Source organism: Pantoea sp. paga (genome assembly GCF_007558755.1).
Taxonomy (GTDB): domain Bacteria; phylum Pseudomonadota; class Gammaproteobacteria; order Enterobacterales; family Enterobacteriaceae; genus Pantoea; species Pantoea agglomerans.
Genome location: NZ_VLTF01000010.1, coordinates 131,609 through 148,590, shown reverse-complemented (window position 1 = coordinate 148,590; position 16,982 = coordinate 131,609). Strand labels below are relative to the sequence as shown.

Annotated in this window: 13 protein-coding genes and 2 pseudogenes; 11 read left to right on the top strand and 4 right to left on the bottom strand. The window is 55.5% G+C overall.

Annotated features, from left to right (window positions below; all coding sequences use genetic code 11):
• Nucleotides 1-56: 56 nt before the first annotated feature.
• Together FOV68_RS21145 and FOV68_RS21140 are read right to left on the bottom strand one after the other, a co-directional pair.
• Nucleotides 57-554 (bottom strand): FidL-like protein, encoded by a 498-nt coding sequence (locus FOV68_RS21145; RefSeq protein WP_143991499.1) that lies wholly within the window; start codon nt 552-554, stop codon nt 57-59.
• Nucleotides 551-1,381 carry a winged helix-turn-helix domain-containing protein gene (locus FOV68_RS21140; RefSeq protein ID WP_186289769.1) on the bottom strand — a complete coding sequence of 277 codons (831 nt, stop codon included), beginning with the start codon at nt 1,379-1,381 and terminating at the stop codon, nt 551-553. The genes FOV68_RS21145 and FOV68_RS21140 overlap by 4 nt, the downstream gene beginning before the upstream one ends.
• Before the next feature lie 407 nt (nt 1,382-1,788).
• Between FOV68_RS21140 and FOV68_RS21135 the strand changes: the two are divergent.
• The 3 genes and pseudogenes from FOV68_RS21135 to FOV68_RS21125 all read left to right on the top strand — a co-directional run bounded on the left by FOV68_RS21135 (nt 1,789) and on the right by FOV68_RS21125 (nt 5,050).
• Nucleotides 1,789-2,404: pseudogene (locus FOV68_RS21135) on the top strand (TetR/AcrR family transcriptional regulator).
• A gap of 237 nt (nt 2,405-2,641) precedes the next feature.
• Nucleotides 2,642-3,925, top strand: a complete 1,284-nt coding sequence (gene fabF, locus FOV68_RS21130) for a beta-ketoacyl-ACP synthase II (RefSeq protein ID WP_143991498.1) — start codon at nt 2,642-2,644, stop codon at nt 3,923-3,925.
• 240 nt (nt 3,926-4,165) lie between these two features.
• Complete coding sequence (locus FOV68_RS21125; RefSeq protein WP_143991497.1) at nt 4,166-5,050, top strand: ROK family protein; 885 nt, start codon at nt 4,166-4,168, stop codon at nt 5,048-5,050.
• Between the two features lie 12 nt (nt 5,051-5,062).
• Here FOV68_RS21125 and FOV68_RS21120 read toward each other — a convergent pair whose 3' ends face one another.
• Nucleotides 5,063-6,016: a LacI family DNA-binding transcriptional regulator gene (locus FOV68_RS21120; RefSeq protein WP_143991496.1), complete on the bottom strand. Its 954-nt coding sequence runs from the start codon at nt 6,014-6,016 to the stop codon at nt 5,063-5,065.
• 288 nt (nt 6,017-6,304) lie between these two features.
• On the opposite strand from FOV68_RS21120, the gene FOV68_RS21115 reads away from it, so the two are divergent.
• From FOV68_RS21115 to FOV68_RS21100, 4 genes are read left to right on the top strand one after another with little or no spacing between them, the layout of a single operon-like run.
• Entirely contained in the window at nt 6,305-6,634 is a 330-nt protein-coding gene (locus tag FOV68_RS21115) for a PTS sugar transporter subunit IIB (RefSeq protein WP_031594544.1), read from the top strand.
• Nucleotides 6,631-7,959 (top strand): PTS sugar transporter subunit IIC, encoded by a 1,329-nt coding sequence (locus tag FOV68_RS21110; RefSeq protein WP_031594545.1) that lies wholly within the window; start codon nt 6,631-6,633, stop codon nt 7,957-7,959. The genes FOV68_RS21115 and FOV68_RS21110 overlap by 4 nt, the downstream gene beginning before the upstream one ends.
• A gap of 20 nt (nt 7,960-7,979) precedes the next feature.
• The gene (locus tag FOV68_RS21105; protein ID WP_031594546.1) at nt 7,980-9,380 is read left to right on the top strand and encodes a glycoside hydrolase family 1 protein; all 1,401 of its coding nucleotides are present in this window, start codon (nt 7,980-7,982) and stop codon (nt 9,378-9,380) included.
• Complete coding sequence (locus FOV68_RS21100) at nt 9,377-9,691, top strand: PTS lactose/cellobiose transporter subunit IIA (RefSeq protein ID WP_039387287.1); 315 nt, start codon at nt 9,377-9,379, stop codon at nt 9,689-9,691. Before FOV68_RS21105 ends, FOV68_RS21100 begins: the two co-directional genes overlap by 4 nt.
• Nucleotides 9,692-9,897: 206 nt before the next feature.
• Here the strand turns inward: FOV68_RS21100 and FOV68_RS21095 are convergent, their stop codons facing one another.
• Nucleotides 9,898-10,686: a MipA/OmpV family protein gene (locus FOV68_RS21095; protein WP_031594549.1), complete on the bottom strand. Its 789-nt coding sequence runs from the start codon at nt 10,684-10,686 to the stop codon at nt 9,898-9,900.
• A gap of 129 nt (nt 10,687-10,815) precedes the next feature.
• On the opposite strand from FOV68_RS21095, the gene FOV68_RS21090 reads away from it, so the two are divergent.
• From FOV68_RS21090 to FOV68_RS21075, 4 genes and pseudogenes are all read left to right on the top strand, one after another.
• Nucleotides 10,816-11,514 (top strand): response regulator, encoded by a 699-nt coding sequence (locus FOV68_RS21090; protein ID WP_083070645.1) that lies wholly within the window; start codon nt 10,816-10,818, stop codon nt 11,512-11,514.
• Nucleotides 11,511-12,680 (top strand): annotated as a pseudogene (locus FOV68_RS21085) (sensor histidine kinase). The gene FOV68_RS21090 and the pseudogene FOV68_RS21085 overlap by 4 nt, the downstream one beginning before the upstream one ends.
• Nucleotides 12,681-12,773: 93 nt before the next feature.
• A complete protein-coding gene (locus FOV68_RS21080) occupies nt 12,774-13,907 on the top strand; it encodes an efflux RND transporter periplasmic adaptor subunit (protein WP_143991495.1) in 1,134 nt (377 codons plus the stop codon).
• Nucleotides 13,904-16,948 (top strand): efflux RND transporter permease subunit, encoded by a 3,045-nt coding sequence (locus tag FOV68_RS21075; protein ID WP_115764962.1) that lies wholly within the window; start codon nt 13,904-13,906, stop codon nt 16,946-16,948. The genes FOV68_RS21080 and FOV68_RS21075 overlap by 4 nt, the downstream gene beginning before the upstream one ends.
• The last annotated feature ends 34 nt before the right edge of the window (nt 16,949-16,982 follow it).

Genomic DNA, 16,982 nt, shown 5'->3' with positions numbered 1-16,982 from the left:
CAAACCGGAAGAGCATTTGCTCTTCCGGTTTATATTTCAGCTGAAAGTCTCTTCATTTAATAACGCTGGCAGGTAAAGAGATAGGCGAGCGGCCCACCGATCAGATAGGTCTTTTTATCGACCTGAGTCGTATCTAGCTGCAGATAGCCAGGATCGAGCGTGATCTCCGCCAGCAGCAGATCAAACACGGCATCTGGCGTCGTATCGTTTGTTGCGGTAATGACCGTTCTTATTTTATAGCGATAAGTGTCCCTATCAATTTTATTCCCTGCGCTCAGCGCAATGCGTCGATTAAGCGTTGTTTCTTTATCACCAAAAGTTACCTGCCCGTTCAGCAAGAGATAGCCCAGTTTAGAATCAATAAAGCGAAGATCCTGGGAAACAGCAAACTTAATCCTTTCACCATCATTGCGGCTAAGATCATAGCGGCTGAACGCTGAGCAGCGGAAAGGAAAATCGTCAGGCCGGGGCTTAAGATAATTAATTCCGGCAAAAAGCACCAGCAGCAGCGCAGCGAGTGTTAGCGTCAGCATTAATGTGGCGTTACGTTTCAAAACGTTCTCCAGTCAAGATAATAGAAGCTGTCGCAGGAAACGATATGGCCACTGCTGTTAAGGTTACATGCGGAGAGAATAGTCCTGCCATAATCCGTTGTTGTGAATGGAGTATTTTTATCGAAATAGATGCGTCGTCCCGGCACACAGGATTGATTATTCTCTTTGAGAATTTCAAGAATTTGCTTATCCAGTGACTTTTGCTCAAACACATCCAGTCCCTGAACAATCACCGCCTCACAGCCGCCTTGCAGCTTGATAGTACTCATAGAGGAATTCTTTTCAGCAGGCTCACTTATAATGAAGTACCAGAAAGCGCTTCCCAGCAACATTAGCATGAGGACAAATATGCCCTGCCTGACGCTGAGGCCAGATTTTTTGACAACCTTATCCGCCATAACAGGATCGGGGCGTATCGCCGGGCTATCCTGGCTGGAAACAGGACTCTCCGCAGGCTCTTCATCACTCTGAACCTCTGTCACAACAAAAGCCGGGGAAGATTCACGTTCAATTTTGATGTCAGTATTGAGTCGGATGCCGATTTTCGGAATGGTGATAATCAGATTTTCACAACCATAAGCCGCGAGCGCTCTGCGCAGAATACTCAGATACTGATTCAGATTACTGTTTGATCCGCGCAGGCCATATTTATCCCAGACTTCGGTCAGCAGGGTTTCACGTGCCAGTATTTCTCCCTGGGAATTCAGCAACTGCTCAAACAGCCGACCCGATGAAATACTCAGACTCAGCGTTTCATGGGTAGGAATATGACTCAGCGTACAGTCATCTGAATTGTAGGTAACCTGATCATCGATAATGTAAATCATTAAGAAATCACTGAATTTGCGCCCATTTCCGACAGTATAATTCAGCTTATTTAAAGAAGCACTAAAGAGCCCTGAATCTGTCAACTCACTCAGGTGATGTTAAGTTGACATTCAAATTCTGCACGCAGGCGAACGTAGACTCTTTTATCCTGTTTCAGGCTTTATAACCGGCCTTAAAGGCGAACTCCCCGGAAAAATGCAGGCTTTAAAATCACCTTAATGCTAACCAGCAAAGTCAATATCAGTCTCGACCTTGCCAGTTTGCCATCTGTGCGGGTTAAGTGGCGTCAACTCTCTTAATTCGTTGCGAACCATGGATTTTAATCGCATCAGGGCCTAAAATGTGACCACCCCTAACAGTGGTCACTGAATTTTTTCACCCACCTTTGATCTGCCAGGTTCTGACAATGACTCAATCCGTAACGGAAAATGGCACACGCGGCCCGGCCGGGCACAATGTGCGTGACCAGATTGTCGATGCTGCCATGCAGCACTTCGCGCATTATGGTTACGAAAAAACCACCGTCTCCGATCTCGCCCGTGCTATCGGCTTTTTCCAAAGCCTATATCTACAAATTTTTTGAATCGAAACAGGCGATTGGCGAAGTGATCTGCTCCACCCGGTTGGCGATGATTATGCAGCGCGTCGAAGCCGCGATCGCCGATGCGCCTGGAGCATCGGAGCAACTGCGGCGACTGTTTCGCACGCTTTCCGTCACCGGCACTGAACTCTTTTTTCACGAACGTAAACTGTATGACATTGCTGCCGTCGCGTCGCGTGACCGCTGGCCGTCAGCGATGGCACACGAAGTGCGACTACTGAATCTGATCCAACAGATCCTGCGACGGGGTCGTGAATCCGGTGAGTTTGAACGTAAAACTCCGGCAGACGAAGCGGCGGAGGCAATCTATCGGGTGATCAAACCCTACGCCAGTCCGGTACTGCTGCAGTACAGCCTTGATGATGCTGAAGAAGCCTCTGCACAACTGGCAGCGCTGGTGTTACGTAGCCTTGCGCCCTGAGCATTACGCATGATGTGACTATTGACTTATTTAGTCACAAGATCAACGATAGCACTCTGTCTGGTTATCGCTCAGGATTCTGATGCTGCTAAGCTTAACTCTGTCTGCTGTATTCCATCCCTGCGTTCATCTATCGCACCACCCTTCGCAGGGCCTCACCTTTCGCCCTCAAGGCGTGTATCTATTCTCCGCAGCAGCATTTCACTCACTGTCCGGACTGTCTAAGGGAGCAAAATTATGAGTCACTTAGCCTCATCACAACGCATTGTCATTACCGGCGCGGGCATCGTCTCGCCACTCGGTTGTGGCGTTGAATCCGTCTGGCGGCGATTAACGGCAGGGGAATCAGGTATACGTACCCTGCCCGACACGCTTACTGCTGGCACCGGTATTTCAGTGGGTGGCAGCGTGCCCGGCATCGATGAAGATCCGCTGGCAGGTTACGACCCGGAGGCGTTCATTGCGCCGAAAGAGCGTAAAAAGATGTCGCGCTTTATAGAATTCGCGCTGCTGGCAGCAGAAGAAGCGCTGAATCAGGCGGGCTGGCATCCTGAAGATGAGGCAGCGCGTGAACGCACCGCGACGATTATTGCTTCAGGTGTCGGCGGCTTTGGTGCCATTGCCGACGCGGTGCGCACTACCGATGCACGCGGCCCGCGCAGGCTCTCACCCTTTACAGCACCTTCGTTTCTGGCCAACATGGCTGCGGGTCATGTCTCGATCAAACACGGCTTCACCGGTCCGCTGGGCGCGCCCGTTACTGCCTGTGCGGCGGGGGTTCAGGCGATTGGTGACGCCGCAAGGTTAATAAGAAGCGGTGAAGCGGACATTGCTATTTGTGGCGGCACAGAAGCGGCGCTGGATCGCGTCACGCTGGGCTGTTTCGCGGCTGCACGTGCGCTATGTGTGGGCTATGAAGATCAGCCGCACCATGCCTCACGTCCGTTTGATCGCGACAGAAACGGCTTTGTGATGGCCGAAGGTGCCGGCCTGCTGGTGATTGAGTCGCTGGCCCATGCCGAAGCACGCGGCGCGACGCCGCTGGCGGAGATTGTCGGCTATGGCACCAGCGCCGATGCATACCACTTAACCGCGGGTCCGGAGGATGGCAGCGGGGCTGCGCGGGCGATGAGGACCGCCCTGCGCCAGGCGGGCATCAGCCCGGACGACGTCCAGCATATCAACGCACACGCTACCTCAACTCAGGTTGGCGATCACGGTGAGCTGGCGGCTATTCGCGCAGTGTTTGGCGATGATTCGCAAGTCGCGATCGCTTCAACGAAATCCGCCACCGGCCATCTGCTGGGTGCGGCAGGCGGCGTTGAGGCGATATTCACCCTGATGGCGCTGCAACAGCAGCTTATTCCGCCGACGCTGAACCTCCATCATCCCGATGAAGCCGCAGGTAATCTGGACCTGGTGGCGCTCAATGCACGTCCCGCCGCGCTGACTTATGCCATGTCGAACGGTTTTGGTTTTGGCGGCGTCAACGCCAGTCTCCTGTTGCGTAAGTGGTCATGACGGCATAGCAACTATTAAGCCCGCGCTGCCAGGCACCCTCTCAGCGCGGGTGATACATCAGCCATCCTGAAAGAACTTACTCAGTTCTTCCCTGAGTGTCGGGGTTATCAGAACGCCCTCTTTGCCACACCCATCATATAAATCTGTACCTTTCCTGACAAAATTGCCTCCGACAGACCTCCTGCCCTTTTTCTTTCAGCACTACAATTAATCGGATGAAAACAACCTCAGAGAACGTTAATGAAGATTGCAGCTTTCGATATTGGTGGTACCTCTTTAAAAATGGGCGTGATTGATGAGCAGGGAAATATTCTGACCAGTGACAGTGCTGATATTTCCCATAATTCACGCGACAAAATACTTGATGAGATCCTGGCCTGGCTGGAGAAAAATCCCGGCTGTGCTGGCATCGCCGTCAGCACGCCCGGTTATATTGATGCAGAAGCCGGATATATCGCCATGGGCGGTACCATTCGGGACTTCGACCAGTTTCATCTGAGCCAGTGGCTTACGGAAAAAACCTCACTGCCTGCCACGGTCGAAAATGATGCACACTGCGCCTTACTGGCTGAACAGTGGCTGGGTAAAGCAAAAAAGCTCAGTGATTTTCTGATGTTAACCATCGGCACGGGATTAGGCGGAGCGGCCTTCTGCAACGGCGCGCTGATTCGGGGCGGTCGTAATCGCGCGGGCGAATTTGGCTGCCTGCTGACTTCGCGCCCTGACAGCAGCAATATTGAACGCCATACCATGAGCCAGAGTTGTACCATGACGGCGCTTCGGGAGAATTACAGCCAGCTCATCAAAAAGTCTTCCGACGACGTTACCGGTAAAGATGTCTTTGACGCATACGATCGCAAAGAAGAAGCCGCGCAGCAGGTGGTGAATAAATTCTACCAGGATCTTGCGGCCTGCTTATATAACCTGTTCAGCGTGTTCGATCCGCAGATGATATTTATCGGTGGGGGAATTACCGAGCGGGAGCCGTTCCTCGACGAACTGGCAGAGCAGCTGGCAAAATATGATCTTGATATCCGCATTGATACCGCGACCTACGGCAACGACTCCGGCATGCTGGGCGCAACCTGGAACTTCCTGCAGCGCCAGCAGAGCAATATCGCTTAACCACTGGCTTAATTAGCGCTGCCGCCAGTCGGGAATAATCAAATCACCCCGTAATACCGAGCTACCCAGCATCTGCTGGGTAGTGGCGGTTAACCAGCTGACGATACGGGATGCAAGCGCATCAAGGGAATATTCAATCGCCGGTATAGCAGGTAAACCTGGTAAATTAACTGAACCCGCCAGGCTAAAGACCATTATGTCGTCAGGCACCGCTTTATTGAACGCCTGTAACTGCGTCATTACGCGCTGTGCTTCCTGCTCATTAGCCACCAGTAATGCATTAAAAATACGACTACTGGCGTTATTCAACAGCATCTGAATAGCCACCGATGATGAGACCGCATCAGTGATGACCAGATTGCGGTTAAAGGGTAAAACATTATTTTCCAGCGCCAGTTTATAGCCATCTAACACCTGCCCGGCCGTACTGCCATTCTCTGGCTGGATTAATGCAATTTGACGCCGGCCCTGGTTAATCAGGAAATTGCAGGCTGTCTCAGCGGCAAAGGCGTGATCGAACTGAATACTGTTTGGCCCTTCTGCTTCAGCACAGTCAACCAGAATGACATGTTCATCATCAATGTTAAGCGGTAAGTGCGCACCAATGATTAGCACATCATCGCACAGGCCACAACTCAGCTCATCGAGTGCGGTGAGGATTTCACTTTTACTGCGCGCAAAGCGTAACAACAGATGTTTTTGATGCTGGCGCAGTTGTTTTTCCAGCGCGAAAAGCCAGGCGGTAATCTGGTTAACATTTTCCTGCGCACAGATTACGCCAATACAGTGGGTTGTCTGACTGAATAATGACTGGGCTATAACATTAGGCCGGTAATTCAGCTCTTCAGCGGCTTTGAGTACCGCCAGACGACTGGCTTCCTTCACGCCACGTGAGCCGCTCAACACCCGGGAAACTGTGGCTTTAGAGACCCCAGCCAGCCGCGATACATCGTTGATAGTAGACATCGTTCTCCCCTGAAAATGGCGCTACGCCAAAAAAAGCCAACCCTGTCCTGCTGTACATTAATTCGCAGCTCAAAGTATAACTTTTTCACTATGCTGTGGAAACCGTTTTCCCATATACAGGTCTTACCCTGGCTTTTCAGTCATTTTTGTGATCGTTATCTAATTAAAAAAACCTGTAGATAAGGGTTTCTGACAGTCATCACACTTCTTATTGATCGCAATGGAAACCGGTTTCCATATGTTATCCAATCAGCCTCACTTGAGTGTAAAGGGTGAGGAACAGTGACCATGTACAAAATCATGTTGTGTTGTTCAGCAGGTATGTCTACCAGCATGCTGGTGCGAAAAATGGAGGAAGCGGCCGCTCAGCAAGGGTTATCCGTTGAGATCAAGGCATTTGGCGTGGCGGAGTTTGATGAGCAATTTTCCCACTATCAGGTGGTTCTGCTTGGGCCACAGGTGAAGTACATGCTGCAAAGCCTGACGGAAAAAACAGCTGGCCAAAATATTCCGATACAACCGATCGATATGATGGATTACGGCATGCAGCGGGGGGACAAGGTGCTGCATTTTGCCCTGTCACTGATCGCAGCAGCACATGACAAGGCGGCCTTATGAGTTCCCTCTATCAATCGATGATTACGGTGATCGAGCAATCAATTACGCCACTTGCTGGTCGGCTGGGTCAGCAGAAATATGTGATAGCCATCCGTGATGGCTTTACTGCGGCCCTGCCGTTTATGATTATTGGCTCGTTTATGCTGGTATTTATCTTTCCTCCCTTTTCCGCCACCAGCACCAACAGCCTGGCCCGTGCCTGGCTCGATTTTTCCGCCACCTACCGTGACCAGCTGATGTTGCCGTTTAATCTCAGCATGGGAGTCATGACTTTCTTTATATCAGTGGGTATCGGGGCCAGTCTGGGACGGCAATTCGCACTGGATCCGGTGATGTCTGGTCTGCTGGCCTTTATGGCCTTTTTACTGGTGGCAGCACCCTACTCAAATCACACTATTTCAACCGAATATCTTTCAGGTCAGGGGATTTTCACCGCGTTGATTACTGCCATTTACGCTACCCGCGTTTACGCCTGGCTGAAGCACAACAACATCACTATCCGTCTGCCAAAAGAGGTACCGACCGGCGTCGCACGATCGTTCGAGATCCTGATTCCGGTGATAGTGATTATCGGCACTCTTCACCCGCTGAACCTTTTTATTGAAGCCCGGACCGGAATGATCATTCCACAGGCCATCATGCATCTGCTGGCACCGCTGGTCTCCGCGTCTGACTCTTTACCTGCCATTCTGCTGTCGGTGCTGCTATGTCAGATCTTCTGGTTCGCCGGCATTCACGGAGCACTGATTGTGACCGGCATTATGAATCCGTTCTGGATGGCTAATCTCTCTGCTAATCAGGCCGCCCTGGCGGCAGGCACGGTGTTGCCGCATATCTATCTCCAGGGCTTCTGGGATCACTATCTGCTGATTGGGGGTGTCGGCTCTACTTTGCCTCTCGCTTTCCTGTTACTGCGCAGCCGCGCTACCCATCTGCGAACCATCGGCAGGATGGGCATTGTGCCAAGTTTTTTTAATATCAACGAGCCGATCCTGTTTGGCGCGCCGATCATCATGAATCCTCTGATGTTTATCCCCTTTGTCTGCGTGCCGATGCTTAACGCAGTACTGGCTTATACCGCAACCCGGCTGGGCTGGCTGGCTCAGGTGGTTTCTCTCACGCCATGGACGACGCCAGCGCCGATTGGCGCCTCGTGGGCAGCTAACTGGGCGATCAGTCCTGTGGTCATGTGCCTGGTCTGCATGGCGTTTTCAGCGCTGTGTTACCTGCCGTTCCTGCGGGCCTACGAGCGATCGCTGATGAAAAATGAGCCGGAAAAGTCGCAGTCACCTGCTCCGCTGGCAAAAACCGCCGGTACCCCCTGATTCTTCTGAAGAGAGGCATTATGCACTATATATTTCCTGATACGTTCTGGTGGGGCAGCGCCAGTTCCGCTTTGCAGACCGAGGGCGATAGCCTGAACGGTGGCAAAAGCGCCACCATTTGGGATTACTGGTATTCGCAGCAGCCATCCCGCTTTCATCAGCAGGTTGGCCCAGGTGAGACGTCCACTTTTTACCAGCACTGGCATCAGGATATCGCTCTGCTGAAGCAACTGAATCACAACAGTTTCCGCACCTCCATCAGTTGGTCGCGGTTGATCCCTGATGGCACCGGCGACGTCAATCAAGAGGCAGTGGCGTTCTATAATCGGGTGATTGATGAGCTCCTGGCACAGGGCATTACCCCATTTATTACGCTGTTTCACTTTGACATGCCGATGTCGATGCAGGATCAGGGAGGCTGGGAAAATCGCCAGGTCGTTGCAGCTTTTAGTCGCTACGCTAGCCTCTGCTTTGAGCTATTCGGTGATCGCGTGCTGCACTGGTTCACTTTTAACGAGCCGATTGTGCCAGTGGAAGGCGGGTATCTGTATGACTTCCATTATCCTAACGTGGTGGATTTCCGCCGGGCAGCTACGGTGGCTTACCACACCGTACTGGCTCATGCCTCAGCGGTCCGGGCTTTCAGGACCAGCCGCTCAGCGGGAGAGATCGGCATTGTGCTTAATCTCACGCCTTCTTATCCGCGGTCACAGCACCCGGCGGATCTCATGGCCGCTCATCATGCAGACCTGCTGTTTAATCGCAGTTTTCTCGACCCGGTTTTACGGGGTGAATTTCCGGCGGATCTGGTCGCGCTGCTCAGACAGTACGACCAGTTACCGTTAACGCAGGCTGAGGACAAGGCGCTGATCGCTGACGGCATCATTGACCTGCTGGGGGTCAATTACTATCAGCCGCGGCGGGTCAAATGCCGCGATAGCGCTATTAATCCTGCCGCTCCGTTTATGCCTGAATGGTTTTTTGAAAGTTATGAGATGCCGGGCCGAAAAATGAATCCATACCGTGGCTGGGAAATTTACGAACCAGGCATCTATGACATTCTCACTAATCTGCGGCTGAATTATGGGAATCCACGCTGTTTTATTTCAGAAAATGGAATGGGTGTCGAAGATGAACAACGTTTTGTTCAGGCCGGACAAATAGACGATCAATATCGAATCGACTTTGTTGCTGAACATCTTAAATGGGTTCACCGGGCGATCGACGAGGGCAGTCAGTGCCTCGGTTACCATATGTGGACCTTTATTGATAACTGGTCATGGTGTAACGGCTATAAAAACCGTTACGGTTTTGTCGAGCTTGATATCACTACTCAGAAACGCACGGTGAAAAAAAGCGGGGAATGGTTTGCTGCAACTGCTGCCCGTAACGGTTTTAACCATCCGGAGAATTTAGCATGATCGATCAGGAAGAGGCGGTAATGGAAATTATTGTTAATGCCGGGCAGTCGCGCAGCCTTTGCTTTGAGGCGTTACGGGCGGCGCGTCAGGGTGAAATCGAACAGGCCCGGGTTCTGCTGCACGAGGCGGATACCTTCACCCGACAGGCGCATAAAATGCAAACACGGCTGATTGAACAGGATGCAGGCGAAGGCCGTCAACCCATGACATTAATTATGGTTCACGCGCAGGATCACCTGATGACCTCGATGCTGGCTCGCGAACTCTCTGAAGAGATTATTCATCTTTACCAGCGAGACCAGCGTGCCTGATATCTGTAGCAGAAAATGAACATGCCTGGCGCAGTCACTCTGCGCCTTAAAGCGACGAACAACTGCAGCAGTGCGCTACCCCCGTCCCGGCGCATCCAACAGACTAAGCGCCACGCCTGTCAGTGTATAGACCACGACATACAACAGAATCAGTGCCGCAAGCAAAAGGCGGTGGCTGCGCATCTCACTTTTCTTCATGGTGCCATTCAGAAGGTGTAGCTCAATGCCAGGGTGGCCGATGCGCCGTTGTGCCGTGCAACGATGGGGCTATCTGAAGCATGCTTATCCAGCCAGCTGTAGTCACCTATCACACTGGCGGCCCAGGCAGGCGTGAACTGATGGCTCCAGGTCAGGCTGGTGTCGGTGCCATAAAATCCACCCGCGGCGTCGTACCGTTCAAATCCGCTGCGCGCACTTTGCTTGCTGTTAACGCCATACCAGGTATTCATATAACGCCCGTCGCCAAACAGACCCGCCACCTGCAGTGCCACGGTATCGTCACTGGTCTGCCAGGGGATCAGGGTTACGGAAGTCCGGTACTGCACACCCTGACTATCACTTAATGGCAGCGTCGCTTTGCCCTCCAGCACCAGCCACGGCGTTACCGACCATCCCAGCGCCAGCGCGGTGTTCATCGTTGCGTCGATATTCCCCATGCCCCTGAGCCGGTCATCCCCGTCACGCCAGGATGAATTCCGGTCAGATCGGCCCAGCCCGTAGCCCAGCGTATGTTCAAGATAAAGCCCGTTATCTGCCTGCAGGTCGTAGCCAATCCCTTTCTGCGAGTCTAAAAAGAAGGCCCCATCGCGCGCCTGGATCACCGGCATCAGTTGCCAGTGCTGCTTATCGGCGCCGCTGTAGCGTGGTGCATTGATACCTGCAATGCCCAGCGTCAGGCTGGGCGGTGGCGTGGTACTCTCATCAGCCATGGCCGCAGCGGCACTTAATGCCAGCGAAAAACAGACCATGTGCAGCGTTATTTTTCCGGTTATCATCACGTTTCCTCATTATCACATCAGGTGCGGAGCTGAGGGGTTCAGAGCCGCGTCAATGGCCGGAGTATGCGAGGCGAGTGTCAATGAACGACCAGGGATTTATGAAGAAACAGTCAAGGTGATCCGAAAATGCAGTCAAAACGTGTACTGATTATTGAAGATGATGCTGATGCGGCGGGCGTACTTGAGGCCTACCTGAAACGTGAAAATTATGAGGTCATGATTGCCGGTGACGGGCCAGGCGGGCTGGATGCCGCCAGACGCTGGCAGCCCGATCTGATCCTGCTGGATATCATGCTGCCCGGCATGAACGGTACTGAAGTGCTGGCAGCGCTGCGACGTCGTGACGATACGCCGGTAATCATGGTGACCGCGATGGGTGATGCGCCGGACCGCATCGGCGCACTGCGCTATGGCGCGGATGACTACGTGGTCAAACCCTATCATCCGGGCGAAGTGGTGGCGCGCGTTCAGGCAGTACTGCGCCGCAGCCAGCAGAGTCAGGTTCCCGCGGCAGAAACCCTGCGCTGGGCGGGTTTAGTGGTGGACCCGGTGGCACTTACCGCAGTGGTCGATAGTGACGGTGCTTCACCGCGCCGCCTCGATCTGACACCGACCGAATTTTCCCTGCTGGTCACCCTGATGCGTGCCCCGACACGTCCGTTTACCCGCCTGTTTCTGCTGGAGCACTGTCTGCCGGAAAGCGATGCGCTTGAGCGGGTGGTCGATACCCACGTCTATAACCTGCGTCGCAAACTGGAAGCCGCAGGCATCTCTGATGTCTTACCGGCAGTGCGCAGCGTCGGTTACCGGTTCAGACAGCCATGAAGAACGATACGCATACCTCACTGTGGCGCTGGATCTGCATCCGGGTGCTGTTTCTGGCGATTGGCAGCGTGGTGCTCATCGCCATCTGTATGTGGCTACGCTTTGCCGTGCAGGCGTACTGGGTCTATTACCGAATGCCGCCCGCGCTGCTGGATGAGTTCACCCGGTTGCGCCAACACCCTGCCAGCGATCCGGCACGCTTTCATCAGATTATCGACCAGTGGTGGGGCATCAACTTCTCCGATCCGTCGCTGGCCTCGTCGGACTGGCTTACCGTGATCGTGCTGGTCGTAGTCATGATTCCGTTTATGGTGCTGATGGCGCTGCGTTTCGCCCGCCCGCTGTCGGCGCAGTTCAGCCAGCTGGCTACCGCAGCGCGAGCGGTGTCGAAAGGGGAATTTGGCCGATCGGCAGTAATCGTAAAAGAAGCCCCACAGGAGCTGGTACGTTTTACTGAAGACTTCAATCAGATGACGCAGCAGCTGGCGCGTTACGAGCGTGAGCTGCGCACCTCGCATGTGGCGATGGCGCATGAACTTCGCTCGCCGCTGACGGCGGCGATGGGTCGCCTGCAGGGGATTCTGGATGGCGTCTTTCCTGCCGAACCGCAACAGCTGGCGATGATCATGAAGCAACTGACGCAGCTCAGTCGCCTGACAGACGAACTGCATCTCTTGTCGCTGGCGGATGCCGGGCAGCTTACCCTGAACCGCGAGTGGTTTAATCTCTGCGAATTACTGCGCGAGCGCTCCGGCTGGCTGATGCCGCAGGCAGAACAGGCGGGTGTGAATATCAGTGTCATAGCACCGGAGGAGCTGCGACTGTATGCCGATACCTTCCGGCTGGGCCAGGTGGTGACCATCATTTGTGAAAATGCGCTGCGCTATGCTGCCGACGGTGGCGCATTGCTGATCACCGCCAGCCAGAGCGTTCAGGCGATCACAATGACCTTCCGTGATTACGGTCAGGGTGTGGAACCGGACTTCCTGCCGTAGCTGTTTGACCGCTTTACCCGGGCTGACTCCTCACGCGCCCGCCACTCCGGCGGCAGCGGTCTGGGACTGTCGATCGCCAAAGCGATCGTCGAGGCGCACGGCGGGTCGCTTCACGCCACGCTGCCCGCCGACGGCGGTCTGTTGATCGGGATAACGCTGCCAGCGAGATAAATTGTTCTGGCTTGACCATTTCTTGATGGTTCATAAAACGTTTCTGGACACAAGCCGGGTTCAATGAGCACAACTCATTAAAGGAACCCGGTTATGACAGACTTCTTATCGGATGCTGCCCGCCAGGTGTGGCGTCATCTCTTTGGTATTCACATCTTTGCACCGATCATCTTCGTGCTGCTTGGGGTATTCATCATGACCGGCTGCCGGGACAATAGTTCTGCTCCGCCTGCCGCCCCGCTCCGCCCGGTTAAATCAGTGATTGCCCCACCGCTCAGCAGTGATGCGTCGCTGGTGCTGACTGGCGAAATCCGTGCTCATGAAGAGGTTGCGCTGGCCTTCAGACTGGATGGCCGGGTGGTGAGCCGTGCGGTTGAGCTGGGCGATCGCGTCAGCGCCGGGCAATCGCTGGCAGCGCTGGAAAATGATCAGTCACGCAATCAGCTAAGCAGCGCGCGGGCCGATCTCGACAGCGCACGCGCCGCCGAACGGGTCGCCGCGCTTAACCTGCATCGGATGCGGCTGCTGATGCCTGGTGGGGCCATCGCCCGCAGCCAGCTGGACAGCGCCCAGGCGGACTGGCAGAGCGCACAGTCCCGCCGTCTCAGCAGCGAAGCGGCACTGAAAAATGCCCAGGATAACCTCAGCTGGACTCAGCTGACTGCGCCTGCAGCAGGTCGGATCACCGCCATCACGGTTCAGCCAGGTCAGGTGGTCAGCGCCGGACAAAATGTGATGACGCTGGCAGCAGGAGATGCACGCGATGCGGTGTTTGACCTGACAACGCCTGCGCTGCTGCGCCCTGATGACCGGACACCGCTAAAAGTAACGCTGCTCGCCGATCCCGGCGTGCAGGCCAGTGGCACAGTGCGTGACATCAGCCCGCAGGCCGATCCGCAGACCCGCACATGGCGGCTGCGCATCTCGCTAAATCAGCCGCCTGAGGCGATGGCTCCCGGTGCCACGGTCATTGTCAGCCTTCCCGATGCGCAGCCGCCGGTCATCGTCCTGCCCGCCAGCGCCCTGACCCGCTCCGCAGACAAACCCGCGCTGCTGGTCGTTGATGCGGCGTCACGCCTGCAGCTTCGTCCGGTAGTGCTGGCCCGCTTTAACGCGCAACAAATCTTCGTTACTGCCGGGATCCGGCCGGGGGAGCGCGTCGTCACCGCCGGGGTCAGCACCCTGCAGCCTGGCGAAAAAGTGACGCTTTCCCAGGAGGCTCCATGAAAAAATCGTCTGGCTTTAACCTCTCCGGCTGGGCGCTGGCGCATCAGCAACTGGTGATCTTTTTCATGCTGCTGGTCATGGCGGCGGGTGTGCTGAGCTATGAAAATCTGTCACGCAACGAAGACCCGGCGTTTACTATCAAAACCGCCGTAATCTCAGCCCAATGGCCAGGCGCTGATGTGAACACCACTGTGCAACTGCTCACAGACGTACTGGAACAGAAGGTGCAGGAGATCCCGTCTCTGGATGCGGTTGAGAGCGAAACCCGCGCCGGACAAACCGTCATCTATGTCAACCTGCGCGATGACACGCCGCCCTCTCAGGTGGCCGGCATCTGGTACCAGCTGCGTAAAAAGATGCAGGACGTTGCCCCTTCACTGCCGCAGGGCGTGCAGGGTCCGGCCGTTAACGACGAGTTTGATGACACCTTCGGCACCATTTATGGCTTCACGGCGGATGGTTTTACCGCCAGAGAGCTGCGCGACCGGGTTGATAACCTGCGTCGCAACCTGGCCAGTCTGCCCGACATCGGTAAAACCAGCCTGTTAGGTGTACAGGAGCAGCAGGTGGTTATCGCCTTTTCGCCGCGCAAGCTGAACGGCATGGGTCTCGATTTACAGCAGGTCAGCGACGCCATTAAAGCCCAGAACGATGTCGTCCCGGCGGGCAGCCTGCGTACCGACCGCGAGAATATTGCGCTGCGGGTCAGCGGCACCCTGACTTCGGTTGAAAATCTGCGGGCGATTACCCTGCATATCGGTGAGCGTTTTATTCCGCTGACCGATCTGGCCACCATCAGCCTGCAACCTGCCGAACCACCAGCCCCGACGTTCCGGGTTAACGGCGTTCCGGCTATCGGGCTGGCGATCTCCATGGCCGGCAGCGGCAACATGCTCGATTTCGGTCAGCAGCTCAGTCAGCGCATGCAGATGCTGGCCGGTCAGTTACCACACGGTATTACTATGACCCGTGTGGCCGACCAGTCTTCGGTGGTGAAAAACGCGGTCAGCGGCTTCGTCCGGATACTGGGCGAAGCGGTCGTCATCGTGTTAGCCGTCTCCTTTGTTTCGCTGGGACTGCGTGCCGGTCTGGTCGTTGCGGCGGCGATCCCGCTGGTACTGGCAATGACCTTTACCGGCATGTTAATGGCAGGCATCGGACTCCAGCGCATCTCGCTTGGCGCGCTGATTATCGCGCTGGGGCTGCTGGTGGATGATGCCATGATCACTGTCGAGGCGATGGTGGCGCGACTCGAGGCAGGCGACAGCAAGTGGCAAGCCGCGACTTATGCGTTTAAAACCACCGCCTTTCCGATGCTGACCGGTACGCTGGTGATGATCGCCGGTTTCATTCCGGTCGGGTTCGCCGCCTCCAGTGCCGGAGAATATTGCTACTCGCTGTTTGTGGTGATCGCCCTGGCGCTGCTCTGCTCGTGGGTCGTCGCTGTCATCTTCTCTCCGCTCACCGGCTGCTGGCTGCTGTCGGCCAGGCACATAAAGGCCGATAAGCCGCCGGGCGTGCTGACGCGGAGCTACCATCGGCTGCTGGAGGTGATTCTGCGCAACCGGCTGGTGACGATTGGCACAGCGATGGCGGTGCTGCTGGTCAGCCTTTACGCCACCACTTTTATGCAGGGTGAATTTTTCCCTGCGTCGGATCGCCCCGAGCTGCTGGTCAGCCTGACGCTTCCCGCCAGTGCAGCGCAGGCTGAAACCACCCGCCGGACCGCACAGCTGGAACAGATGCTACGCAACGATCGGGATGTGGCGAACTTCACCAGCTACGTTGGCTCGGGCGCAATACGCTTTTATCTGCCGATGGATGTGCTGCTGGATAATGAAAACATCGCGCAGCTGGTGGTGGTGGCGAAAGATCTGGCGGCACGCGATCGGCTGCGCAGCAGGCTGGAGCAGAAGCTGGCGGTGGATTTCAGTGATATTACTACACGGGTATCGCCGCTGGAGCTGGGTCCACCGGTCGGCTGGCCGCTGAAATATCGCATCACCGGCCCGGATAATGCCAGGGTGCGGCAGGCGGCCGATCGGCTGGCGGCGCTGATCGCCCGCTCACCGCTGACACGCGAGGTCAATCTTACCGCCGGAGAGCCAGAACGGGTCATGACGCTGGCGGTGAACCAGACAGCAGCCCGCGCAGCCGGACTCTCTTCCGAAACGATAGCCACCGCGCTGAATACTCTGATGTCCGGCAGCGTGGTGACCACCCTGCGCGATCGTAACCGCCTGATCGACGTCGTGCTGCGCAGCAATGACCCGGAGCGGCAGGACACTGACACACTGGCAGGATTGATGATCACCAATGCCAGCGGACAGAAAATCCCACTGCGACAGGTAGCAACGCTGAACTGGGGAGTGGATGACCCGGTAATATGGCGACGTCAGAGGCTGGCTTACATCACCGTACAGACCGATATTGCGCCCGGTCAGCGGGCTGAACAGGTCTCGCAGCAGCTCGCACCAACCGTCGCCGCCCTGCGCGCCTCGCTGCCTGCCGGATACGGTATTGAAGAAGGTGGCGTGGCAGCCGAATCGGATAAAGGCAACGGTTCAGTGTTTGCTCTGCTGCCGGTGACGATCTGCGTCATGCTGGTCTTGCTGATGATTCAGCTGCAACGCTTCTCCGGCATGCTGCTGGCGCTGAGCATGGCACCCTTTGGCCTGCCCGGCATCGTATCCGCAATGCTGCCGGCTGGCACACCGCTGGGGTTCGTGGCGCTGCTGGGGATTATTGCCCTGGCGGGGATCATCATCCGCAACGCGGTAATCATGATCAGTGAAGTCGATGCGAATAGCCGGGCCGGACTGCCCGCGGGTGAGGCAATCCGGCAGGCTGCCCATCACCGTGCGCGTCCCATTCTGCTGACCGCCTGTGCGGCAATACTCGGCATGATCCCCATCGCCCATCAGGTTTTCTGGGGGCCCATGGCACTGGCGATTATTGGCGGTCTGGTCAGCGGTACGCTGGTAACGCTCACGGTGCTGCCCGCCGCGTTAAGTCTGTTGATGCAACGCGGTTCACGTTAAAACAATACCCGGCGATCCCATGCTGAGAAGTGCG